The sequence below is a fragment of the Paenibacillus sp. TY11 genome (assembly GCF_059772165.1).
The window spans coordinates 119,579-143,828 of the sequence record NZ_JCBAIQ010000009.1 but is presented as its reverse complement, the minus strand read 5'-3'; the positions used below and the strand labels follow the sequence as shown (position 1 = coordinate 143,828).

Sequence of the window (24,250 nt, the reverse complement as noted above, 5' to 3'; positions counted from 1 at the left end):
CAATTACCGATAGAAGTCCATTGGATATTTCTGATAAGCGTAAAAGTATCAAATTCATGGCTAATGTGAGGTTTATCATCTGTTTTGATCCTTTATCCCTTATATCCCAAGGATTAGGAGAGTCGGTACACCCACATTGGCCTCGCCGATGGAGGAGCCTATGTTCAGAATAAGGAAACTAGGGATTATCATTTTCATGACTTTTGTACTATTTTTTCAAATGGGCTTAAATGGGGTCATTTGCACTGTAAATCAGGCTAATGCAGCATCTTTGGGAGCTGTCCCGGTCGAGGGTTATGATGCCGTTTTTGTGTTGGATACCAGTTATTCCATGAGGGATACCGATCCTGAGGGCATTGCCGCCGAAGTCATCAATATGTTTATGGACTTGAGTGATGCTGACCGTACACGCGTCGGATTCGTTGCCTACAATCACCACGTGGTCGCCTCAAAACCCCTTACCTCGATTGCCGTGGCAGCGCAAAAATCCCAAATTCAACAGGAAATCAGAACGCTAAACCGTTCTGGTTATACGGATTTGGGACTTGGGTTGCGTAAAGGTTCGGAACTGCTTGCCGCAGGAACATCCAAAGGACGTCAACCTTTTATGATTCTGTTATCAGATGGAGAGACTGATTTCGGTGCCTCCTCTGGTTCCCGATCCAAAGGGGACTCCAACAACGATGTGTCCTCAGTCATCAAATCTGCACAGACCAAGGGATATCCGGTATATACGATTGGTCTGAATCATGATGGTACGGTGAACCGGCAAGAGCTCGAACGGATCGCTTCTCAAACGGGAGGAGCTTCTTTTATTACGAGTAGTGCCGAGGATCTGCCGGAAATTCTAAACCGTATTTTCGCCAGTCAAATTCGCTCCAAGCTCGTTCCAGTTGCTGCAATTACGACCACTGGCGAGATGCAAGAATTAACAGTAACTCTACCGGACTCTAGTATGGAGGAAGCCAATCTGGTGCTTTTGTCAGAGCATCCCCTTCTGGAAACACAGCTATATTCCAATTCAGAAAATGTCCGTAGGTACAAGTCGAGCCGATATGCGATTTTAAAAATTGAGCATCCACAGGCAGGTAAAGTGAAGTTGAAACTACGGGGCATACGCGGGGATTTGGTCAAAATCAATTTACTTGGCAGCTATCGACTGGAAGCCGAAGCTACCATGGGAGGAAAGCAAGCAACAGCAACTAATGGCAACAAGCCAGTGCAGTTGCTGAAAGGGCAAGCCACACCTTTTCAAGCTCAGCTCCTGTTACCGGACAGTCAAAAGCTTACGGATGAAGCCGTATATACGTCTCTCCAAGCCCATATTATAGTTACCCCTGTAAAGGGTGGCACAGCCAAAAAGGTGCCTATGACCTATAAGTCAGGAGCCTTCCACACCGAATATGCGTTCCCTCAAATCGGGGATTATACTTGGCAACTATCTCTGGATAGTCCGCAATGGTACCGTAAGGGAACTGTACATAAGGTTCACGCGGCCAATGCAGCGCCGCAGGTCTTAAAAGACCTGACGATTCGCCTGGTAAAAGAAGACGGAGATTCCCGTCGAAGTTTATCGGATTTTTTTGTTGATCCCAATCATGACAAGCTGAACTATAAGCTGGATTCAGGAGCCTCCGGGGATGCGGTAAATGCTGAAATTAACGGTAGTGATCTGCTGCTATCCGAGCTCCACACAGGTGACTCTCAGCTAAAAATTATCGCTACCGATCCGGAAGGAGCATCCAGCAGCGCTACACTGACCGTTTCTGTACAATCCCGGTATACAGCCATTAAATGGACGATAGCCATCAGTGTCGTGGTAGCCGCTCTTCTGTACTGGTTTTTGCGGCCTAAACCGCAGTTTGCAGGTAGAATCGAAGGATATTTTCTCGCTACAGCAAGTGGACAGGAGATTCCGGTAAAATCTTGGCCGCTCACCTCCTTTCCGGGTCGTAAGGTCAGCTTGCAGGAGTTGTTCCGTACGCTTGACGTTCACGAACCGTTGCCAGAAGCGGAGCGGATCATATTTTCCGCAGGTAAAAAAGGGAGTCTGATCGTTAAACATGATACACGCTGCGCCTTACAGCATGGAAAGATCAGATTAACCCGTAACAAAAAAGCAATAATGGAGTACAGCGACAAACTGTACATTACGTTCGAGGATGGTGTCACTGAAATCGAACTGCGATACAAAGCGATTAAACCGAATACTTCAGTGTACACCGATCATATTCAAGCTCCGACAGGATAACGTCCGTCGGAACATAAGAAAAACGTCTATCGACGTACTTTCACGGAAACCAAACCGCCCTTAGCAGAAGTTTTTCTTGCGATTATAGAATTGTTCAGCTCCGCTGAAAATTTATAAATTCTATAATCTTAAAAAAGAGAAGCACCCTCTCTTACGATTAACGAACCGTAAGAGTAGGGCGCTTCCCTTTTTTTATCCAATATTCCGCACGTAGTGCGGCTTTAAACCATCGAAGTGAGCGGCAACGCTTGTTAGCCTGTACCTCCAGACCCCGCCGAATGACATACGGCAGCAGAGAAAGTCCTGCATTTTCAATCTGAATCCGCTCGGAATGATCTGCAAACAATCGGCCTGGCACATCTGGCGGAGGTGCTCCTTTTCGACAATAATACAGCGTGGCGGCCAAACTGTAGATATCCGACACAGGTCCCTGCTGCGAACGATTAGAGTAAAATTCCAGCGGAGAATAGCCCGCCGTGGTGAAGATCGGATGCTCTTTGCCTTCAAAATGCACAGCCGAACCGAAATCAATCAGCTTAATGTTGCCATTCTCCCCAATCATAATGTTCCCCGGCTTAATATCCCGATGAATAATTCCTTTGTCGTGAATGTACTCCATGGCATCAATTAAAGGTAGCAGCGTTTGGTACAAAAAAGTAGGATCAGACGTTGGCGCAGCCTCTTCTTTCATCATTCGATCCAGTGTCTTGCCTGCACAGTATTCCATGACCAGATAAGCAGTTCCATTTTCCTCAAAGTGATCTATATAACCGACAATCCCCGGATGACTTAACTCCTTCAACATTTGCCCTTCACGCAAAAAATAATGCATAAACTCCACATATTTGGATTGCATAGAAGCGCCGCAAGTGACCGTTTTTCGATCCGTCCCCCGCAAAGCCAGTGCATTCGGAAAAAATTCCTTCACAATGACCTTTTCTCGGTTATCCAACAGCCTTGCCGTATACACGATGGCCAGCTCACTGCGGGACAAGGCGCTTCGAATTTGATATGTATTTCGCAGCTTCGTATTGCGGGCAAGCAGATTCCCGCTTGTATCCACGATCATGACTCGTCCTCCTGTCAGGTTCTTAGCTTATGTCTTTTGTATATATCGGCTTATTACACTTCTTTTTATTATACCGTAAAATAGATTATTGGAAAAACAAATAACCTGCCATAATCTCCCTTAGAGAAATGATGACAGGTCTTTTGGCATTCATCTGGTCCTTTTTTCTCAAATCGTTTAACCCAGTTTCGTTCCGGGCTTCATGCTGCGCACACTGTTAGTATTTTTCTTCCGTTCACTGCGCAGTTTGCCTTTGCCTTGTTCTGGAGTGCGAATGGTGAGGGCAATCAGGAACGATACGACACACAGCACAGCAATCGTGGTAAAGGTCGGGATGAATCCGCCGAGCAAGGCTGCGATAAATGATCCCGCCAGCGCACCGAGGCCAAAGCCCTGATACACAATACCATAGTTTTTGCTTTGATTTTTCAGACCGAAGAAATCAGCTACGATGGCAGGAAAGACAGTAATGTTGCCGCCGAAGCAAAAAGCGATTCCTGCTACACAGGCAAAGAACAAACCATAATTCAGCGGTACCAGACTCAGCACTGTAACTGCGACCGCCGTTGTCAGCAACGCACCCGCTACCACTTTCAGACGACCTACTTTATCCGATAGCGCACCTAATATGATCCGACCCGCCGTGTTGAAAATAGCAACCATAGCGACCGCATTAGCGGCTGTTGCTACATCTAGTCCGGCCATCCGTACGCCGATATCTTTGACTACTCCAATCAAGTAGAGACCACTCATACAAGCGGTAAAGAACATTACGAACAGCAGGTATGCCTGCTTGGTGCGCAGCATTTCTTTAACGGTGTAGTCCCGCTGCACAACCCCATTTTGTACCGAAGGCTTGTTCACGACTACAGCTTCTCTCACCAGGAAAGAACCACCCACAATCATGATTAGCACGATCATTCCCCAATACAGAAACGCCTGCGATACGCCAACGGACTGAATCAGCGAACCATTAATATACTTGAATATAAGACTGCCTGTTCCGTATGCCCCAACCGAAATACCGGAAATGAGTCCTTTTTTCTCAGGAAACCATTTAATCAGATTCGACAGTGATGTAATATATGCCGTTCCATCTGCAAAACCTACGACAATACCCGCCAAAATGTAAAGTAGGGACAGCGAAGTTACCTGTGAACTGAGCATAAGTCCTGCCCCTAACACGACACCTGCACACAAAATCAGACGACGTAGTCCCCATTTATCCTGTAGCTTGCCTGCGAATAACGTAGCAAACGCCAGTGCAAAACTGGTAATTGAAAATGTAATGGCGACCGAACTGAGGTTCCAGCCAAAGCGGTCCACCAACGGTTGATTAAATAAACTCCATGTATAAATGGTTCCTAATCCCATCTGGACAATAATCGTTCCAAGTACAACCAGCCAACGGTTTCCGCTGTTTGTTTTCATATAAATCTCCTCTTTTCATTCCGGCTCTACAGCGTCAATTTGTTATCATGATAACCGGGAATCCAGTACGCTTTGCGCCTGTGGAGGAGCAAGACGGTAAGGATTCTCTCTACATGGGTTATTATAACGCTGCATGTCAGCCAGAAATCATTTGAGGAATGAAATGCACATATAGCGGAATGAAGTGCCTTTAAAGCCGCATAATTTGCCGAAATTCCTTGGCCTTGCTGCGGCTTACCGGAATTTCTGCTTCTAGTCCACGCAAACGCAGGAGATACGTATGATTGAACCAAGGTACAATTTCACGGATCTGCGACAGATTAACCGTGTAAGATCGGTGACAGCGGAAAAAGTCCTGCTGCGGCAGCCGGGCATGAAATTCCGAAATGCTCATCGGCATCGTATATTCCTCGTGCCTTGTAAAGACACGGGTCACCTTTTCCTGCGCGCACGCATAGTAAATATCGTTCGCATCCGTTACGATAATTTTGTCGTTTTTCAGCAGATTGATGCGGCCCGAAGCGCTGACCGTGCTTGTTTCAGTAGCTCGAGGCTGTGCAGTCGAGACAGCATCCTGTGACTGAACATTCCGCTGCTCATAGGCATTTTCCAACTTGCGCAGCATGGCGGCGATCCGTTTTTCATCATACGGCTTGAGAATGTAGTCGAACGCCTCCAGTTCAAAGGCCTGTGCCGCATGTTCTTTATAGGCGGTCGTAAAAATAATATAGGGCTTTTTGGCAAATTTGCTAATGTTCTGAGCCAACAGCATCCCATCCAGCGAAGGAATGTTAATGTCCAGAAAGATAGCATCCGTCTCTTGCTCCTGCAAAAACCGGAACACATCCAGTCCGTCCTCGAAACTATCGGTCACCTCAATGGTACTATGAGTCTGAATAAGATACTCCAGTTCTTCACGCGCCGGAAGTTCGTCTTCTACAATTATGGCCTTCATGACTTCTCCTTTGGTATGTCAAAATAAACTTCGGTGCCCGGCTCATGTTTAAGAATAATAACTCCTTCACCGTACATAAGCTTGAGTCGTCTATGCACATTGTACAAGCCTATCTGTTTAGCCGGAACCCGATCATGATACAGATTATCCACAACATCATCCCGTATACCCACCCCGGTATCTGCCACAGAAATACGCACCTTTTCTCCACGATCCTTTACAGAAATGGTTACTGTACCCGATCCCTTTTTCTTGAGGATTCCATGATTAATCGCATTCTCAACCAAGGGTTGGATAATAAGGCTTGGAATACGCACAGACACCTCATCCATTACATACTCCACCTGAAGCCGATTACCGAAGCGTGCTTTTTCAATTTCCACGTAATCAGACACCTGCTGAAGCTCTTTATGAATTTCGATCAAATCATCATTCAGCTCCAAATTATAACGCAGATAGCCCGACAAATTAATGATCAGCTCTCGCGCCTTATCCGGCTTGGTGCGAGTCGTAGAGGCAATGGCGTTCAGCGCGTTGAACAGAAAATGGGGATTAATTTTAGTCTGGAGCGCCTTCAATTCGGCTTTATTTGCCGCTTCCTTAATTTGCTCCACACGCGACACTTCCATTAATGTGGAAATGATTTGAGACAAGCCAATCGCCATCGTCTGCAACGGATACGTGATTTTATAAGCTTTACGGTAGTAAATTTTCAGGGTTCCGGTTACTTCTCCCCGCTCCTCTAGTGGAATAATGAGCAGAGACTGGATTTGGGGCGTTTTATCGTCAGCAATATGGTTGCGGATCGTGATTTTACCGCTGCGGATCGTCGATTTAGTCACATCGCTAATGATCTCATCCCCGATATGATAACGCTCTTCGCCAAAACCGACATAGGCCAGCACATCTCTGGTATCCGTAATCGCCACCGCGTCCGCCTTGATATCTTCTTTTATAATCGAACAAATGGTATGCAAGGATTCCGTATTAATGGAGCGAAAATAAGGCAACGTCTTGTTGGCAATATCCAGTGCCAGCTTGGCCTGTCTGGCCGCGATATTCTCCTTTTCCCCCTCCACACTCTGGATCAACAGAACGATTAAACCGATACTGACTTCTCCGATAATCATCGGTAGACCGATCTTGGAAACGATGTCCAATCCAAGGTCATAGGGTTGTGCCATCACCAGAATGAGCAGCATCGTCAACGCTTCGCAGACCATACCTGCGGCGATACCGACCAGCCATCTCTTGGATCGATTAACCCGGCGGCCGATGTATCCTGACACCACACCCGCCAGGATACTCGTAATGAGACACGGAATCGAGGTCACTCCCCCGATATCAATTAGATAACGATGGATACCCGATACAATACCTGTAACGATCCCAACCCATGGTCCAAACAAAATACCGCCCGCCATAATTGCAATGATTCGAACGTTAACAAGCGAACCTTCGACTTCAATTCCGGTGTACGTACCGAACAGTGCAAACATGCAAAAAATCAATGTTAGTATAGCCAGCTCTGCCGGAGAATGGCTGTTCTTTTGCAAGGTTTCCTTAAAACGTGGAATACGTGTAATAAAAAATAAACAAATCAGTAACAACGCTGCGCGCTCAAATAGCTGCATCAGCATTTCCAACAAGGCGTTCACCTGCGTTCCTCCCAAATAAAAACGGATATGCCTACATAGGTTATGTTAATTATTCACATATTTCAATACTCACCCTGCCATCACGGGCACGGATGCTAGCCTTCCCGCCAATTGGATATGTAAACTGCGGCGTGGTATGACCAAAATCAGCATCTGCAATCACTGGGATGGAGGTCAATTCCCTTTTCGAGCTAATGATTTGCCGCAGCAATGCTTCTGTCATATGCGACGCCTGCTGAAATCGTCCTATGATGATCCCCTTAACTTGATCAAATCCAGGCTGGTGCAACAGTGATTGCAAATCCCGATCAAATGTTGCAGGAGAGCTTTCATAATCATCCTCAACAAATAGAATGCTTCCTTCCAGACTCGGCATATACGGAGTTCCCTGCAACAAATTTAGGGTACACAAGTTTCCGCCCACAATCGTACCCGCTGCTTCCCCTTCATGAATCGCATACGGACCCGCATTGCGGTGAAAGCTTCTTTGATCCTGATCTAGATACCAGGTATCGTCACTCCACTCCGACGAAGACTCGATTTGAATGCTGCCTTCTTCCAACATCAACCTTTGAAAATACGCCGTCGTATAATCATTTCCTCGCAACATGGCAAACGTCAAAAAATGAGGTCCTGCATACGTAATAAGTCCCGTTTTGGCATAAATCGCGTGGCTTAACGCTGTTATATCCGAATAACCACATAATCGTTTAGGATGAGCTCCAATCAGTTCATAGTCAAGATGGGCAAGGAGCTGATTGGCATTATAGCCCCCAATTGAAGTCAGAATGCCCTTTACCTTTGGATCGACAAAAGCTTCGTGCAAGTCTGCGACTCTGAACTCTATCGAGGAAGATGTAAAATCATCACTTTCCAGCACATGTTGCGAAAAGCTCACTTTAAACCCAATCTCTTCCAGTCTTTGTTTGGCAATCAAACGATTTTCCTCAGAAACGATAGACAAGCTTCTGGACGGCGAAAGAATGCGTATCTCGTCTCCAGCTTTTAATTTGGGTGCTTGCTTTCCTATGATCATGGTCATCCCCCTTAGTCACAAAGCATTTAAACTGCCACAAATTATACCATCAACTTCCATCTAATTATAGCTTCTAGAAATCCCCTCTTCATCTCCCTTCTTCAAACGCAGTAAAAAACCGGAGAGTACCGCTTGATAGCGATAATCCCCGGATCTCTAGTCCGCTAATGAAGCATTTCAGTTATTTGCTTTTGCTGATTTCGGTAGGAATGTTGTCCTCCTTCTGATCATGTACCAGTTCTTTTAACTGGATAATCAACGTCTCCAGCTCATTAAACCCGGTCACCATATTGGAGGTTATATTTCGTTGCTCCTCTACTCCAGCCAAAATTTGCTCTGACGCTGCACTCGCTTGTTCTGTAACGCTTGAAAACTCCTCCATCTCTTGAACGACCTGAGATGAGAATTGCTGCATACTATTCGTACTGGCTTCCACCTCCACGGCCTGCAGCAGCACTTTATTGGCATTTTGCAGGATATCCTCCAGTACAATTTCGGTCGAATGGGCCGATTCCATACTCTGCTGTAGTCTTTGCTGTCCCATGTCAAATTGGCTTACGACAGAATCCATCTGAGTTCTCAGTTGGGTCAAAATACCTTCCATTGCCACCGAGGTATTCCCTACCATTTCAGCCAAATTACGCACTTCGCCAGCCACGATGGCAAATCCTTTTCCATGCTCTCCCGCTCTGGCGGCCTCAATGGATGCATTCAAGGACAGCAAATTAGTTTGTTTCGAGATTTGAGTAATATCTTTGAGCATGGCAGACATATTATCACTTTGTGTTTTAAACTCGTCCAACTCTTCTTTGGTACGACTCATAACCAGACCCAAATCCTTAATTTGAGACGTTAATGCAAGCAGTTGATTGCTCCCTCTGCTCCCGGCACTTTTCGTATCTTCGGAGAGCTGCTTCAATTCTCGGGAATGATCGGCAACCTCGCGCACGTGCTGGTCAGACTGAGCCAAGTTATCCGTTACCTCAGTGATATTCGAAGCTTGCATTTCTACCCCTTTGGCAACCTCCTGAAACCCGATGGCGACTTCATTCGTCACGCTGCCCGTAGCATCCACTTGATTCCTGAATCGTTCTGTGAAGCTATGCAATCCAGCTACAGCCTGTCTCACTTGTTCAAACAAAAATTCAATACGTTGCCTTGTGGCATCCATATCTTTATTTTGCTCTTCCGTTTTCTTAAACTGCTTTTGATTTAACACCGATACCACTAACAATAGCAAACCAATCAGTAAAACAATAATAAACTCGTGCACATAACGCAAAGGACCGGTAGCCGGGGGAGTTGCTGGCGTACCGATGGTAATTTGTATAAAAATATTACACAGATTTAAGACCATTGCTATCAAAAAGTATCGGTAAGATGGGTAGAGCAACAACAATGAGCAAATAAAGATCGTAGTCACTGCCTCCACGCTAGATAAGTTCACAAATATACATATTAATACGCTATATAACGTAATAATCCAAGGAATAAGGCGGATTCCTTTCTTTTTCATATTCAGAATCGTCAAAACTGCGGCGACTACAAATCCTACACCACTAGACACCCACACCGATGGATTAGATAATGCCGGGATGGTGCTGCTCAAGGTCATAATCCAAAAAATAATGATCACCAATTTGTTTCTTTGCCACAACAATTCATTCGTTCTGTCCATGATTGTGTACGCGCTCCTTAGATATATATTAGGTATTTATAAAATAAAAATGTAAATACCATACTATATATATCGTCATATCAGAACGCGTATTGAATGAAAATCGTACAAACACCACATTCCCTTTTAAACACCAAATCACAACAGGACAACTTTTTAAAGAGAAAGAGTATGTAAGTGTAAATAAATGAATGCAAAAAATCGCCCCCTAGCAGGGAGCGATTTTGAATACCTTTTTGATGATCTTCTGCAATTGAAAAAGATTCATAAACCAACTGAAAACATTAGGATTCCTTGTTTTCGGAAGCCTCTTCAGTGCCTTCAGTTGCCGCTGCATCACCTTCCACAGCAGCATTTTCTACTTCAACTGCACGCGGAACGATAATAGAAGCAAGCAGTTCTTCTTCAGGGACGTGCAGTGTTACTCCTTTAGGGAGCTTCAAGTCGCTAGCGCTCAGCTTGTCGCCAACATCCAGTGCGGATACATCCACCTCAATGGTAGATGGTAAATCAGCAGGAAGACCTTCGACTTCAACTTCCGTTTCCTGAACTTGCAGAATACCGCCTGTTTTTGTACCTACAGGTGTACCCTGATAATCAATAGAAACACGCACGCGAAGCGGTTTGTTTTTGGCAATTTTCAAAAAATCGGCATGCAGCCATTGGTTGTCACGCTGTTGATAATCTTTAATAATAACCGGAATGGTTTCTCCACCCTCTACAGTGAGGTTAAACACCTCTGAACGTCCGGTTTTGACTACTTTATTAAATTCCTTGGCATCGACATGTACAGGGGTTCCTTCAAGCTCAGAGCCGTAAACCACAGCTGGAATCCGTCCTTTTAACCTCAATTCACGAATAGCCGAACCCTTCTTCTCTGTTCTCGGCTGGGCGGTCAGTTGAATACTTCCTCCATTAGAACTCATGATATACAACCTCCTTCAGGTTACCTTACAAATGATTTTCCTCCAAGAATCTTGCCTGTTTACCAGTCGTACTACAGGATATAAGCCAGCAAGCTGGCAAAACTAAACAAGTCTATAATTCTATTTTACCCCTTTTTTCTGAAACTGACACACATTTACATAAAAAAATAGCATTTCTCGAAATAATCGAAAAATGCTACTTTCGTATATATAGCGACCAAGCATACAAGTCTATCCGGCCCGATTATCATTTACCAGTAGCAAATATTCTTCTCTGCCACTATGAATCAATACCTGCATCACAGACTGGTTCAGGTCTATATCAATATAGCGATCTGCCTCAACATCCTTGGCATCCCAGTGATTAAGCCGGACAATGTAGCCAATTCGCTGTATATCAGGAGCCACCTGAATACGCGCTATTGCACGACCGTCATCCAAATCACGAAATTCGACATGTCCGTCGCGGTGCCCAGTTCCCCATACCCATACGTTCCAGCCAGTGTATTGCCGATCTGCACGCTCGTAGATCAGCTCAATCGTGCGAAATGGAGCGACTTCACTATCTTTTCCTTTTCCAAGCTGGACATCTGTCAACGCCATGGCTGTACCTGCAATTTCTTGATCTGTTCCCTCATCCGAGTCTTCCAATTCGTTCTCCGCCTGACGATTAGCCTGATCTTGTTCAGTCACAAAAGAGACTCGCGCAGGTTCTTCCTGATCATATAACACCATCATCGACCAGCGTGATACGGTTACACGATGGCCTACGACTTCATACCGTGTCTCATTACCAGCCCCGTGTGCGTCCACGACCACATGCCAACGATCCGATTCCGCAGGCAATAATATCGTTTGCTCTACATCCGAGCCGTTATAAATCACCACAATATGATTCCAGGCATCGCCGTTAGCGTGGTGCCTCAAAGCAAAAGCGACCACATGCCCACTGCTTTGCAGCACTTCCATATGCTGCTCCACCAGCTCACGATGGTCCATTCGGAATGCCGGGTGGTTGCGCCGCAAAGCAATTAAGCCTTGGTAGTAATCAAACACTGGGCGAAACCTCGCCTTGTTATCCCAATGGATGGCATTCACCACATCTGAGCTTCGGTAGCTATTATGGTCTCCATATTTGGAGCGCAGCAGTTCATCCCCTGCATGAATAAAAGGGATGCCTTGCGATGTGAGCACCATACCGTTAGCCAACAGGGACTTGCGTACGGTTTCGTTCTCTAGCAAGTTATCTTCATCCAGTTCCCAATACGGGTCTGCTTCGGCAACAGCTTGTTCAGGTGTCCTCCCATCCTGTGGCTTCCCCTGCTCCCATTGTGGAAAACGACAGTGCTCCCGCAAATGTCTTACCGTCAAAATTTTATCCCACAGATTGAGATTATCGTGGGCAGTTACATAATTGACGGTCTCCGATGGCTGAGCTGTGAAATCATGAATAGCCCCAAAAGCACCTTTGAGCACCTGTTCCTCCTGATGTTCTGCCCCCGTGGCAAACCCGCTCCCAGTACCGTCGCTATCCCCCTTAATAGCAGAACGGTAGTTGTCATTAAAAACGGCAAAGCCTTTGTCACGTTGCGTTCCTTTTAGCGTAAGCAAGGGTTGCGGAGATTCTCCTCCCGTCCAAGGCTCACCATAGATCAGCAGATCGGGACGCACTTCAGAGCGAAGCTCCTGGGTAAGCTGCTCTACGGTCGGTGTATCAATCAGCCCCATCAGATCAAATCGAAAGCCGTCTATATGATATTCCTCTGCCCAATAGCGTAGTGAATCCTTGATATACTTGCGCACCATCGGACGTTCGGTTGCCACCTCATTACCTACACCTGATCCGTTGGTGAGCTGCCCTTGCTCATCCGTGCGGTAATAATATCCAGGTACAACAGGCTCAAAGGGCCCCTGTTCCACCGAAAAAGTATGGTTGTATACGACGTCCATAATGACACCGATGCCGGCAGTATGCAAAGTCTGTACCAGTAGTTTCAGCTCTCGTATACGCGTCTCCGGGTCAGCCGGATTGGAAGAATAAGACCCCTCCGGCACATTATAATGCTGGGGATCATATCCCCAGTTATATCCAGTTTCGAATTCCGCAAAGTCATTCACCGTATGAAAGTCAGCCACTGGAAGCAAATGAACATGTGTAATGCCGAGCTCCAGCAAATGATCCAGCCCGATGCTGTTACCCAGGGTATCCTTCAATCCCGTATACGTAAAGGCTGCAAACCGCCCCTGAGCGGCAGATAAGTCTTTTTCACCCGTATTAAAATGGGGATCCATCGAAAAATCACGCACATGAAGCTCATATATAATGGCATCCGTCGCCCGCTCAAGTGTAGGTCCCGCATCCAATTCCCATCCGTCCGGGTTGGTTTGAGCCAAATCAATGATAGCCGTACGCTGCCCGTTGGCTGATACCGCTGTGGCATATGGATCGGCAGCATAATGAATGGTGTTGTCCGCCCACTCCAGCCTGTACATGTAATAATATCTGTTCCAGTCGCCTTCCAACTCTACAGACCATACACCTTGATCATCACGGCTCATGAGAAATTCCTGACCACCGCCGTGCTCCTGAACGATCCCTTCCTGATCGTACACCCCCGCGTCGTTATACAACGCTATATGGACCTGCTGCGCAGTCGGTGCCCATACCTTAAACTTGCTGCCCTCAGGCGTATAAGTAAGACCCAAATCATAACCTTCATATATGGGATATGTTGTGTGCTCAAGCTCCTTGAGCTGATTGAAATCAGACATTCCTGTTCACCACCCATTTCTGTACATCGGCTTACAGCCTCTGTTCATCCATCATTTATGATGTTTATGACTTGTCAATATACCTCAGGATTTTGCAAAATTCGATTCCAGTCGCTCCAAGATACAATATATAGAGGAATAAAACCATCTTAATCTATATATTGCAGATTACACGTCGCTTTGTGGATTTTTGCAAAATCCTCACCTAATAGGCTATCAAAATAAGACAAGCTTGAAAAGCTGGATGATTTAAATAAGGATGACGCTTCCATTTCAACGCACACTCCATTTTATGACAAAACCATGAACAGGCTACAGCTTTTGCCCTCAAGGTATAACAATAATTTCCTGGATTTCATCACCTATACGCAAAAAAGTACGCTAAAAAAGTACGTTAGAAAAGTCAGGACAGTCGACGGTTATCCATTTGAAAAATATCGTCAGCAATCCGCATGGTAGAGCTTCGATGCGAAACAAGAATAATCGTTTTATCTTGCTGCTGTTCCTTTAACGATTTTAAAATAATCGCTTCGTTCAGGCTATCCAAATTGCTGGTTGGTTCGTCGAGCAGTAAGAGAGGCGCATCATGGACAAAGGCTCTGGCCAGCCCCAACCTCTGACGTTCTCCACCAGACAGCCTGTCCCCCAATTCTCCGACTCGGCTCTCATATCCTTGAGGCAATGTCATAATAAATTCGTGCACTGATGCCTTGCGGGCTGCTTCCACAACCTGCTCATGTGTAGCATCAGGCTTTCCGATTTTGATATTAGCTGCAATTGAATCATCAAACAGGAACGTATGCTGGTCGACGTAGCTCTGTAAGCCTCTCAAATGTCGGGTTCCAATTTCCTTTAAATCGTGTCCAGATAGCAAAATTCCACCTTGTTGCGGGTCCCTGAATCGCATCAGCAACTTCAGCAGCGTAGACTTGCCAGAGCCGCTTTTACCCTGAATGCCTATAATCCGCTTATGCGGTATCGTGAGACTTACATCATTCAGCACCGTTTGACCATCGTATGCAAAAGTCACCTTGTCTACCCGTGCTCCAGTAAAGGCAACGCTCATTCCTTCGATATTTTCCTCTATCTCCGGGGTTTCCTCCAGTAGACTTAGCACTCGTTCCCCGCTCGCCAGCGTTTGAAGCAAATTGTTGGACAAATTGCTCAGCGCGACCACCGGACCAAATGAACTAAACAGAGCAATGACAGAAATCAGCATACCTGTAAAGTCGACCTGACCTTTAGTCATACCGTACAATCCAGCCAGCAGCATCAAGAATGAAAATCCGACTACAGCCGCATCTGTGATTGCTCTTGTGATGCCTTCATGATGTTTCAAGTCCTTCTGCTTGGCATCCAATTGATCCGTGCGACGGTTAATCTCATTCAATCGTTGTTCTCCTTGCCCATATTGCACAATTTCCTTCATACCCCGTAGGCTGTCCAAAAAATAACTGCTCAGCTTGCCAAAGCTGCTTCGGTATTCCATCCCCTGACGCTTGCCCATACGCGACGTGAGTAAGGGAATAAATAAACCGACAGTTATGTAAGCAAGCGCAGCGAGCCAGCCTAGCAGAGGCTCATAAAAACCAATAAATAACACCATTAGCATTGAAGTGATGATACCGATCATAACAGGCGCTATCGTATGCGCATAAAAAACTTCCAGCAGCTCAATATCACTCGTAATGAGCGAAATCAGATTCCCCTTGTCCTTGCCTTCAAGTTTGGCTGGAGCCAGTCTGCGCAGGGCATGAAGCACCTTGTCACGCAGCACAGCCAGCAGCTTGAAAGCGAGGTAATGACCACTCATTTGCTCGCCATAACGGAATACGCCGCGCAATACGGCACACACCACGATCACTGTCAGCAAAAACGACATGGTGTAGTCTGTCGTGATGCCTGTTGCTGTAAGCAGAGCAAGGGCTCCATAAACTATAATGCCGATAGCACATACAAAACCAAGCACTCCTGTAACAATCGTTATGAGCAGCACAGGTAAAAGAGGTCCCGCTAATACCAATAATTGGCCCATGATCCGTAATCCGTGTCTACGCATATACAGCCCCCCCTTTTGCAAACTGCTCTATTCGGTGTTGACTGAGATACATCTCCGCATAATGTCCCTGCTGGCTCAACAGCTCATGATGCGTTCCGGATTCTGCCACCAAACCGTTTTGCAGCACATAAATACGGTCGGATTGGACCACGTTTTCCAGTCTGTGAGAGATGAGAATCACTGTTTTTTGACCTGCCAGCGCATGTATAACCTCCATAATGCCTTCCTCACTCTCACTGTCTATGTTAGAGGTAGCCTCGTCAAAAATGTACACACGACTATCGTGCAGCAACGCTCTGGCCAGTGCTAGCCGTTGGCGCTGCCCTCCTGACAGATTCGCTCCCTGCTCCTCCAGTTCTGCTTCCAGTCCTCCTTCTGAGAGAATGAAATCATACAGCTTCACTTGTCGCAAAGCTTCGAGCATTTGTTGCTCATCCGCGTGCTCATTGCCCATTTTTAAATTTGCTTCCACTGTACCTTTAAAAATGTAGCTGTTAAAACCGATCCAGGTCATGTGACGCATGCGGCTTTCTTCCGAAATGGCGGTAACCTCGGTTCCTCCAATCGTCAGGCTTCCTTGATAACCCTCGTGATGCCCAACGATCAATCCGGCTACCGTACTTTTACCAGAGCCTGATTCTCCAACAATTGAAACAAAACTGCCTTTGGGAATATCCATGGTTATATTTCGTAAGGTATCCCTTTCGTCGTAGGCGAAACTCACCTGTTCCAGTCGAATATCTGTGGTTTCTATGCTTTCTTGTCCTTGTATAAGGTCCTCTGTACTCAACATTTGAAATATTTTGTCGCTTGCTGCCATTCCGTTCATGGCGATATGAAAGTAAGAACCCAACAGACGCAGCGGAATGAAAAACTCTGCCGACAGCAAAACAATGATGATCGCTCCTGCCAAGCCAATATGGCCCGAAGAATATTCGCTTACCGCGACCAGCACACCCGCAGCGGCACCACCAAATGCGATAAGATCCATGACGGCAACGGAGTTAAGCTGCATAGTCAGCACTTTCATCGTCATTTTGCGAAAATCCTCAGCCGCCGTGTTCATTTCCTGATGTTTATCCTGGTCTGTCCCGTACATTTTGAGCGTAGTCAGACCTTGTACATTTTCCAAAAAGCTGTGACCCAGATTGACGTAACTGCCCCAATATTTCCGAAACAGCTTTTTAGCCATCCTCATAATGACAATGATCGACACTGGAATTAAGGGAACGCAGATCAATAGAATAATGGCCGCTTTGAAGCTGACAAAAGAGAGGGTGATGAACAACGTTAGGGGTGCAAGCAGACTGTAAAATAGCTGAGGCATGTATCTGCCGAAATAGGTTTCAAGCTGCTCCACCCCTTCTACAGCAACCTGAATAACCCCCGAGGTGGAGGTATGATCTGTATATGCTGGCCCTATCTTCAGCAACTTGCCGTAAATTTGCGAACGCAGCGTTTTTTTAGCATTTACCGAAGCCCGATAGGACAGCATACTGGATGCATAATTGCTCAGGCAACGAACTGCAATGGCAGCAATGACAATAACCGTCATAGATAGAATCAGCTTGCGAGTCACTTGTCCTTCCCATGCCTGTTGCATAACAAAGGCCATAGACAAAACAGCGGCTATACTCCCTAAAAGACCGATCCACTGCACAAGCACACCCAATACGATATATTTTCGAGAATGTTCTACTAGACCGAGCAGACGGTTGTCGACCATTTTAGACCTTTTTTTCGGTGTAATGGCAGATGAAGAGGAAGGCGTTATTTCCGCTGCAGCGTCTCTCACTGTTCCGATTCGGAATATAAAGTAATAATATTTAAAAAGGATGACCAAGACGATGAGCGTTTTGCCCCATACATTAGGAGTGAAAATAAAACCTGTAATCAACATAGCTGACGCTAAGCCCAATGTCGCGATTTTCGTAGATAACTTCAACGACCTTGTTTGAACAAAACTCTCCAGATACTTATGGTACAAAGAGGTATTCGAAAACCACTGGTGAATCCTTTCGGATCCCCGCATAAAGAAAAAGGTCGCCAGCAGCAGAAACGGTGTAGTGGGCAGCAATGGTATCACTACGCCAATCACTCCAAGCGCCAAAAATAGAAACCCTAAGGTAATATAGATCAGTTTCACTGTAATCCTCTCCTAAATAGATATAATAATGATTCCGTATTATAGATAATGATAATCATTATCAATATAAACAATTTAGGCAGGTTGTTATGTGATGTAAATCACGCATATAAAAATCCTCTTGAAGCACATCTCTACAGAACACTTTAGTGTTGATGTAGAGATTTTGTCTTCAAGAGGATTATCGAAAATAGTGCGCGACATTTCGTTGTTTTATGAACTTATAATATCATATTGCTCCAATACCTGCCGATGCAACGGGTGATCTGCGGGTATGGATGTATAACGCGTCAGCGCCACACCCAGTCCTTCGCTGCGGATCACCTGCTGAAGCTCGACTGCCTCGGGGTCTTCCGTAATATCAAATTTACAGGCAGCTGCCATTCCTAACGCCAGATGATCCGTCGGGATGCCATACTCCTGCGCTTGCAGCGCGGGACGTACAAGACGGTCATTGGGAGACAGCTTGCGCAACGGTGAACGTCCGACCCGGGTAACCTCGTCTGTCAGATTAGGATTACGGAAGCGATCCAAAATTTTAGAGATGTACTTCTTATGCTCCCCTTGATCCAAACCGAAGCGCTTCACAAGCACCGCTCCTGTTTCCTCCAGTGCCCCTTGTATCGAATCCACCACCTTGTTATCCTTCATGGCCTCCTGAATCGTAGCATAACCTGCGGTATAACCAAGATAGGCCGCCACGCAATGCCCCGTATTCACCGTGAACAGCTTTCGTTCAATGTAAGGCTCTAGATCCTGCACGTACAGGATACCTTCGATTTCTTCATGCTCAGGTGCCATTTGCGAACGATCCACAACCCACTCGTAAAAAGGCTCTACCTGCACATGCAACGGGTCCTCGTGGTGCTGGATCGGCACAATCCGGTCTACAGCAGCATTTGGAAAATACACCGAAACCTCGGCCTTGGCACGGGTCGCCTCATCCAATAGGGCAAAAACATGCTCTTTCAGTTGGGCGCTGCCTCCGATTGCATTTTCACAGGCAATCACATGCAGCGGCCTTGCTCCTCGCTCTACCCGCCGCTTGATTCCCTCCGCAATGCCTGCTGCTATGTGCTTGAGGATGCTGACCCCTACTGCGGTCGTTACCAGATCAGCGTGGTCTACCGCATCGGCTACAGCCGCTGCATCCTTGCCGTCAATCGCCGTTACATTCGTGACCAGCTCCGTATCCTTTGTATCATTGGCTAACTCAACGGTGTATTGTTTACGACGACGTAACTCGGATACAAGGGTGTCGTTGACATCTGAAAAGACAACCTCATAGCCTGCACGCGACAGAATCAATCCGATAAAGCCGCGACCGATATTTCCTGCTCCAAAGTGGACGGCTCTCATAGCTCCAGCTCACTTTCGAACAGATCTATAATTTCCTGTGGGGTCACCGCGTTGCGAAGTTTATCCATATTTTCTTCCTCCGCACACACCACAGCGATACTCGTCAAAATCTCCATATGATCGCCGCCTTGTGCTGCAATGCCGATTACCATGTATGCTTTTTCTTCCCCAAAATCTATGCCTTGCGGAAACTGAACGATGGAGATGCCTGTGGATTGAATAAGCATCTTGGATTCCTTGGTGCCATGTGGAATAGCCAGCCCGTTCCCGATATAGGTGGACACGATCTCCTCGCGTTCCAGCATCTTGTCAATGTACTCACTTGAAATATGTCCTGCATCCAGCAGGATTTGTCCAGCCATACGAATCGCCTCATATTTGTCTTTAGCGGTTGCGTTCATTTTTACTTTGTCTATCGTCATAATACTCACGGTAGGTTCCTCCCTGTCCCTAATTTACTGTGGAAAAATTCAGCCAGCTCACTCGATATATAGTTGACAATATGATCCCTGCTACCGTGTTCCAGTAGCGTAACCATGTCTTCCTGCAAGAGTAATGCACTAATCTCGCTCAATACCTCCAAGCTTTCTCTCGGCAGCTCACGAGGTCCCAACATCAGCAGCACGCATTCTACCTGTTCGTCTGCATTCGCCAGCAACGGCTCTGCCAGCCTATACAAGGTAAGCGAAGGTCCGCGAATATAGTGGCTGCGCGTATGAACTAAAGCAATGGAGGTATCAGAGATCACCTGACTACCTTGACGCTCTCTTTCCATGAGTTGTGCAGCAACAGCAGAAGGCTCTGTGACATTCCCACGCCCCGCCTCCAACATGCATATAGCCTCTACGGTAGCCCGCATATCCATCCCCTGATTTTCCAGCGGATATACTTGAAATTGCTGTACAATGTGTACAATTTCCTCGAGACTTTTCCGCAACCCGGTAAGCCACTCCATGCCCTGGCCGGGCTGAACGGTCTGTTCCTGCTGATGATCATTAGGATGATTGAGTGTAATATGCTGAATGAAATGGCGCAGGCGTTCACTCTCCTCCTGCGTCAGCAGCGGGCTGATCTTGAGATACCGATCCGGTTCAAGCGGCAGTTCCACTGTCGAAATGATCAGATCATAATCCTCCTTGGGAATCCGCGCCGCCTCGTACCATGAGGCCCTATCCACAATTTTGATCTGTGGCAGCTCTTTGGCGAGCCTTGTTGCTAGAAGTCTGGATGATCCAATGCCGCTCGTGCAGACTACGATGGCTCGCACCTCCCGCCGCAATTGTCGCAGCCGCTCCAGCGAAGCGCCGAAATGCATGACAAGAAATCCGATCTCTTCATCAGGCACTTTCATTTCTGTCATGTCTGCCGCAGCCTTTTTCACCGAGTCGAACAAGCTGCTGTAATCCTTGCGGATTTGCTGAAGGAGCGGGTTACGGATCGACCTGCCTTCCTTCAAACGTTTGAGTACCGGAGCCATATGGGCAATCAGTCCTTCACGCAGAACACGGTCCTCTTCCAATGGCGTGCCTGTCTCTTCCCCCACACGACGAATCAACTCGCAAACCGACTCCAACAGTACGAGATCATCCAACGGCAGCAGCCGGGTGGAGTGATCCTCGGCATCACGAAATAACAGTCTGAAATAAGATCGTTCCGGCTCTGGAAATTCAATATTCAGCGCCTCTGACAACTCCGTGCATATGCGATCCACCATAGCTGTGCGCAGCATGATATTCTCATCCGAATCTGTTTTTAAATACGAGAGAAGATGATCCACAACGTACCCGAGTCGCAGACGTGCCAGCGAAACGCAAATTTGAATCAGCAGCTCCATATATTTGCTTTCCACCATGTTTTCCAGCCATTTCTCATGGGGCTGCCAGAGGGCTTTTTCCACGGTCAGCAGGTTCTCTCTGCCAATCATCTCCAGCAACTTGTCGGCGACACGGGTCACAGGACGAAGCTCTTCCCGGCTGGAGAACAGATCTGATTCATCCAAATATTCGAGAGCCAGCTCGGATATCGCTCGTCTCTTGTCTATCTCCCGCCCTGTAATCTCGACGCCGTACCCCCGTCTGCGCACAAGCACGAGTCCCCGTTCACCGATCCAACCTTCCAATTCGTCCAGATCATGACTGACCGTAGTTACCGTGACTTTCAAATCTGAAGCCAACGCCTGTAGCTTGATCGGCTCCTGTGTATCCAGAAGCATGCAGAGAACCACGATCTTTCTCTCCTCAGCCGAATATTCGTCCGACTTTGTATGCATCAATTGCTTCCGCAGATATACAAGCTGAGCCGGGTCAGCATCCACATAGATACCGATCCCTGACTTTTTCTCCAGCTTTACTTCATGAGCCGCCAGCCAATACTCGACTGCGGTGAGTTCCCGGTGGACTGTCCTTGTGCTGACATTGATCTTCGTGGCAATTTCCCCGGCTGTAACCTCTTTGGACTGCTCCAGAAGATATTCCACGATGTCACGTTGTCGTTTCGTAATATTCATAAGCGCATACCGTTCCTTCCCAAGCTCATCCCTTCAGCAGGAAACACAAACTGCACACAGGCGTCCTGACTACTACGGGGATTAAGAATCGGATTTCAGACGTTCAACCAGCGCTTCGTATTCAGGACTCTTCAGAAAATTGTCAATGGAAATGTGTTCAGCATTCGGGGCTACCGTTTTAGCCCGGTCTGTCAACGTTTTTTGCGTAATAACAATATCCGCATCCTGTGGAATTTCACTGATTGCTGTGTTCGTTACCGTAACGTCCACACCCGCCTGCTTCATTTTTTTTCGTAAAATCGAGGCGCCCATAGCGCTTGAACCCATACCTGCATCACAGGAAAAGACGATCTTGTTTACTTCGGATTTATCCTTGAGCGTTCGATCTGCGGCAATTTCGGCAGCACGATCAGATTCGCGGTTATCTTCTGTTACAGTGGCGTTAGCACTTGCACTCTTGCTTTGACTTTTCATATCTTTCAGGCGGGATGCGGCTTCCTCCAGCCCCTCTTCTTTTTGCTTACCTGTCTTGAGTAATACTGCAGCCACAGCAAAGGATACGACCGCAGCAGCGATCACACCGCTCAGCATTGGCAAATATCCGCCTTTTGGCGTCATCAGGAAATAAGCGATGATACTGCCCGGTGAAGGAGCAGCAACCAGTCCGGCACCTGTTAACATGAAACAGAAAGTTCCCACAACACCCCCTGCTACAGCAGCGAGAATCAGAATCGGCTTCATCAAAATGTAAGGGAAATAAATTTCATGAATCCCGCCGAAAAAGTGAATGATTACTGCGCCAGGAGCCGACGACTTCGCAGAGCCTTTGCCAAACAGGCAGTATGCCAGCAAAATACCGAGCCCCGGCCCAGGGTTGGATTCAAGCATGAACAAAACGGATTTGCCTGTTCTTGCAGCTTCCTCCAGCGCAATCGGACTCAATACTCCGTGGTTCAATGCGTTGTTTAGAAATAATACTTTACCGGGCTCAATAATGAGGTTTACGAGCGGCAGCAACCCTGCGTTCACGAGAAACTGTACCCCTGCCGACAACACTTGACTGATAATTTGTACAAACGGGCCGATCGCCACATGGGCAAGCAGTGCTAGAATGGCACCGATAATCCCGGCCGAGAAATTATTGACCAGCATTTCAAAACCTGATCTGACTTTGCCTTCAATAGCCTTGTCGAACTTCTTCAATATCCATGCAGCCAGCGGACCAGCTACCATCGCGCCCAGGAACATCGGGATGTCCGCCCCGACAATGACACCCATCGTCATAATGCCCCCGATCACACCTCCGCGCTGTCCGTGAATCATCGTGCCACCTGTGTAACCAATCAGCAGCGGCAGCAAATAATTTTTCATCGGATCAACCAGTTGTGCAAAACCCTCGTTCGGGAACCATCCAGTTGGAATAAAGAGTGCCGTGATCAACCCCCACGCGATAAAGGCCCCCATATTGGGCATAACCATACCGCTAAGAAAACGGCCAAAACGCTGTACAACGACGCGAGCGCCTCCGTTTGAATTGGACTTTGCGTCCACTTTGCTCATATTCATTTCCTCCTTGTAGGTAAATAGCATCACTACCTTTTCTTAAAATTCATACTAAGTGAAAACGCTATCTTCATCAACGAAATGAAAACGTACTTTCGTCATGAACGTTGATGACAACATTTAAATTTAAAATAACCGGGAAGATATTGTACCTGCATAATTCCTCTTAATATGGCCTATAACGATAGAAATTAGTCGAAAAAGCATGCTGTAATCTGTACAATTCTTATACGGGGATAATCCTCTAAACCAGAGTAAAACACGTAATTACGCTTGCAAAAAGACAAAAAAAAAATAGCCGCAATGACATATCATAGCGACTATTTTATACAAAAATCGAGCGGACAAACGACACTCTTATTTCATACTACATTGCTCCATTATTGCTCATCGGAAATCAACTGCTCGTACTGATCCGCAGACAGTAGCTTGCCCAATGCTTCCTCCACATCTTTACCGATCTCCACTTCGACCATCCAACCTTTTTCATAGGGAGATTCATTCACAAGTTCAGGCGTACTTTCCAGTGCTTCATTCACTTTCAATACGGTTCCCGTCACCGGAGCGAAAAGGTCGGATACTGTCTTCACCGATTCAATCGTACCAATCTCCGCCCCCTGCTCAATCGTTGCTCCCGCCCCAGGTAATTCCACAAAAACAATATCACCCAGTTGATGCTGTGCAAAGTCTGTAATACCGATTCGCACCGTTCCATCCTCTGTGCGCTGAACCCACTCATGTTCGTCCGTATACCAAAGTTGCTGTTTCACTTCACTCATCCTGTTCCGCCTCACTTTCATATGAATAAAATCGCTTTTGCTCACCTGTATTAGACAGGTTA

Annotated in this window: 16 protein-coding genes; 1 reads left to right on the top strand and 15 read right to left on the bottom strand. The window is 46.7% G+C overall.

The genetic code is table 11. From position 1 onward, the window contains the following. The first annotated feature begins 160 nt into the window (after positions 1 to 160). Positions 161 to 2,251, top strand: a complete 2,091-nt coding sequence (locus AC6EJC_RS12330) for a vWA domain-containing protein (protein ID WP_444954200.1) — start codon at positions 161 to 163, stop codon at positions 2,249 to 2,251. A gap of 157 nt (positions 2,252 to 2,408) precedes the next feature. Here the strand turns inward: AC6EJC_RS12330 and AC6EJC_RS12325 are convergent, their stop codons facing one another. The 15 genes from AC6EJC_RS12325 to gcvH form a co-directional block, all read right to left on the bottom strand. After that, entirely contained in the window at positions 2,409 to 3,320 is a 912-nt protein-coding gene (locus AC6EJC_RS12325; RefSeq protein ID WP_444954199.1) for a serine/threonine protein kinase, read from the bottom strand. 177 nt (positions 3,321 to 3,497) lie between these two features. Next, positions 3,498 to 4,751 carry an L-lactate MFS transporter gene (locus AC6EJC_RS12320; protein ID WP_023989863.1) on the bottom strand — a complete coding sequence of 418 codons (1,254 nt, stop codon included), beginning with the start codon at positions 4,749 to 4,751 and terminating at the stop codon, positions 3,498 to 3,500. 190 nt (positions 4,752 to 4,941) lie between these two features. Then, positions 4,942 to 5,706 carry a LytR/AlgR family response regulator transcription factor gene (locus AC6EJC_RS12315; RefSeq protein WP_444954198.1) on the bottom strand — a complete coding sequence of 255 codons (765 nt, stop codon included), beginning with the start codon at positions 5,704 to 5,706 and terminating at the stop codon, positions 4,942 to 4,944. Then, positions 5,703 to 7,364 carry a LytS/YhcK type 5TM receptor domain-containing protein gene (locus tag AC6EJC_RS12310; protein WP_444954197.1) on the bottom strand — a complete coding sequence of 554 codons (1,662 nt, stop codon included), beginning with the start codon at positions 7,362 to 7,364 and terminating at the stop codon, positions 5,703 to 5,705. Before AC6EJC_RS12310 ends, AC6EJC_RS12315 begins: the two co-directional genes overlap by 4 nt. Positions 7,365 to 7,413: 49 nt before the next feature. Beyond that, positions 7,414 to 8,400, bottom strand: a complete 987-nt coding sequence (locus AC6EJC_RS12305) for a S66 family peptidase (protein ID WP_444954196.1) — start codon at positions 8,398 to 8,400, stop codon at positions 7,414 to 7,416. A gap of 181 nt (positions 8,401 to 8,581) precedes the next feature. Then, entirely contained in the window at positions 8,582 to 10,078 is a 1,497-nt protein-coding gene (locus AC6EJC_RS12300) for a methyl-accepting chemotaxis protein (RefSeq protein WP_103049353.1), read from the bottom strand. 284 nt (positions 10,079 to 10,362) lie between these two features. Further along, entirely contained in the window at positions 10,363 to 11,004 is a 642-nt protein-coding gene (locus AC6EJC_RS12295; RefSeq protein WP_061828704.1) for a 50S ribosomal protein L25, read from the bottom strand. A gap of 231 nt (positions 11,005 to 11,235) precedes the next feature. Further along, positions 11,236 to 13,776, bottom strand: a complete 2,541-nt coding sequence (gene pulA / locus AC6EJC_RS12290) for a type I pullulanase (RefSeq protein ID WP_444954195.1) — start codon at positions 13,774 to 13,776, stop codon at positions 11,236 to 11,238. Between the two features lie 403 nt (positions 13,777 to 14,179). Continuing rightward, complete coding sequence (locus AC6EJC_RS12285) at positions 14,180 to 15,835, bottom strand: amino acid ABC transporter ATP-binding/permease protein (protein WP_444954194.1); 1,656 nt, start codon at positions 15,833 to 15,835, stop codon at positions 14,180 to 14,182. Then, complete coding sequence (locus tag AC6EJC_RS12280) at positions 15,828 to 17,981, bottom strand: DUF454 family protein (RefSeq protein ID WP_444954193.1); 2,154 nt, start codon at positions 17,979 to 17,981, stop codon at positions 15,828 to 15,830. The genes AC6EJC_RS12285 and AC6EJC_RS12280 overlap by 8 nt, the downstream gene beginning before the upstream one ends. Positions 17,982 to 18,194: 213 nt before the next feature. Beyond that, positions 18,195 to 19,340, bottom strand: coding sequence for a mannitol-1-phosphate 5-dehydrogenase (locus AC6EJC_RS12275; RefSeq protein WP_444954192.1), 1,146 nt, complete (start codon positions 19,338 to 19,340; stop codon positions 18,195 to 18,197). Next, positions 19,337 to 19,771: a PTS mannitol transporter subunit IIA gene (locus tag AC6EJC_RS12270; RefSeq protein WP_134903669.1), complete on the bottom strand. Its 435-nt coding sequence runs from the start codon at positions 19,769 to 19,771 to the stop codon at positions 19,337 to 19,339. The genes AC6EJC_RS12275 and AC6EJC_RS12270 overlap by 4 nt, the downstream gene beginning before the upstream one ends. After that, the gene (locus tag AC6EJC_RS12265) at positions 19,768 to 21,846 is read right to left on the bottom strand and encodes a BglG family transcription antiterminator (RefSeq protein WP_444954191.1); all 2,079 of its coding nucleotides are present in this window, start codon (positions 21,844 to 21,846) and stop codon (positions 19,768 to 19,770) included. Before AC6EJC_RS12265 ends, AC6EJC_RS12270 begins: the two co-directional genes overlap by 4 nt. An 81-nt stretch (positions 21,847 to 21,927) precedes the next feature. Next, on the bottom strand, positions 21,928 to 23,406 hold the full coding sequence (locus AC6EJC_RS12260) for a PTS mannitol transporter subunit IIBC (RefSeq protein ID WP_444954190.1): 1,479 nt from the start codon (positions 23,404 to 23,406) through the stop codon (positions 21,928 to 21,930). Positions 23,407 to 23,789: 383 nt separating this feature from the next. Then, on the bottom strand, positions 23,790 to 24,188 hold the full coding sequence (gene gcvH / locus AC6EJC_RS12255) for a glycine cleavage system protein GcvH (RefSeq protein ID WP_444954189.1): 399 nt from the start codon (positions 24,186 to 24,188) through the stop codon (positions 23,790 to 23,792). Between the last annotated feature and the right edge of the window lie 62 nt (positions 24,189 to 24,250).

What these genes read in the sequence shown, in the direction of transcription:
- AC6EJC_RS12285 (WP_444954194.1), bottom strand. Translation starts at nt 15,835, where the DNA reads ATGCGTAGACACGGATTACGGATCATGGGCCAATTATTGGTATTAGCG.
- AC6EJC_RS12265 (WP_444954191.1), bottom strand. Translation starts at nt 21,846, where the DNA reads ATGAATATTACGAAACGACAACGTGACATCGTGGAATATCTTCTGGAG.
- AC6EJC_RS12325 (WP_444954199.1), bottom strand. Translation starts at nt 3,320, where the DNA reads ATGATCGTGGATACAAGCGGGAATCTGCTTGCCCGCAATACGAAGCTG.
- AC6EJC_RS12275 (WP_444954192.1), bottom strand. Translation starts at nt 19,340, where the DNA reads ATGAGAGCCGTCCACTTTGGAGCAGGAAATATCGGTCGCGGCTTTATC.
- AC6EJC_RS12300 (WP_103049353.1), bottom strand. Translation starts at nt 10,078, where the DNA reads ATGGACAGAACGAATGAATTGTTGTGGCAAAGAAACAAATTGGTGATC.
- AC6EJC_RS12260 (WP_444954190.1), bottom strand. Translation starts at nt 23,406, where the DNA reads ATGAGCAAAGTGGACGCAAAGTCCAATTCAAACGGAGGCGCTCGCGTC.
- AC6EJC_RS12315 (WP_444954198.1), bottom strand. Translation starts at nt 5,706, where the DNA reads ATGAAGGCCATAATTGTAGAAGACGAACTTCCGGCGCGTGAAGAACTG.
- AC6EJC_RS12330 (WP_444954200.1), top strand. Translation starts at nt 161, where the DNA reads ATGTTCAGAATAAGGAAACTAGGGATTATCATTTTCATGACTTTTGTA.
- AC6EJC_RS12320 (WP_023989863.1), bottom strand. Translation starts at nt 4,751, where the DNA reads ATGAAAACAAACAGCGGAAACCGTTGGCTGGTTGTACTTGGAACGATT.
- pulA (WP_444954195.1), bottom strand. Translation starts at nt 13,776, where the DNA reads ATGTCTGATTTCAATCAGCTCAAGGAGCTTGAGCACACAACATATCCC.
- AC6EJC_RS12295 (WP_061828704.1), bottom strand. Translation starts at nt 11,004, where the DNA reads ATGAGTTCTAATGGAGGAAGTATTCAACTGACCGCCCAGCCGAGAACA.
- gcvH (WP_444954189.1), bottom strand. Translation starts at nt 24,188, where the DNA reads ATGAGTGAAGTGAAACAGCAACTTTGGTATACGGACGAACATGAGTGG.
- AC6EJC_RS12305 (WP_444954196.1), bottom strand. Translation starts at nt 8,400, where the DNA reads ATGATCATAGGAAAGCAAGCACCCAAATTAAAAGCTGGAGACGAGATA.